Source organism: Bacillus sp. SIMBA_005 (assembly GCF_046535585.1).
GTDB lineage: Bacteria > Bacillota > Bacilli > Bacillales > Bacillaceae > Bacillus > Bacillus pumilus.
Window position 1 is genome coordinate 1 of sequence record NZ_JAWRWI010000602.1, and the last position, 262, is coordinate 262.

Genomic DNA, 262 nt, shown 5'->3' on the forward strand with positions numbered 1-262 from the left:
TGCGGCATGCAAAAGTCCGTCTCGCTTCAGCGAAGAGGGCAGAAACAGGGTGTTTTCACTGGTTTTGTCTATGCCGATCAAAAACCGTTTAGGATTCACGCGGAAGAACTCCTTTCTGGCTTTGCTCAGAAAACAGATATTGGCAGCGCTTTAGGGGACAAGTGTACAGCTGTTCTTTTTGCTCGGGAGAGACACGCAGGATTGACTTCCTGCCCGGTTTTGAATTGATATCTAAAATCCAAATTCTCCCGTCCTTAGCAAG

The 262-nt window shown here is 47.3% G+C and carries 2 protein-coding genes; both read right to left on the reverse strand.

Going from position 1 to position 262, the window contains the following annotated elements; translation table 11 throughout:
* The coding region (locus SB660_RS21485) for a hypothetical protein (protein WP_410584429.1) at positions 1–99 on the reverse strand (99 nt) is incomplete at its 3' end.
* Positions 89–262, reverse strand: a 174-nt coding sequence (locus SB660_RS21490) for a YheC/YheD family protein (protein WP_410584431.1), incomplete at its 5' end; no start/stop codon positions are given. The genes SB660_RS21490 and SB660_RS21485, both read right to left, overlap by 11 nt.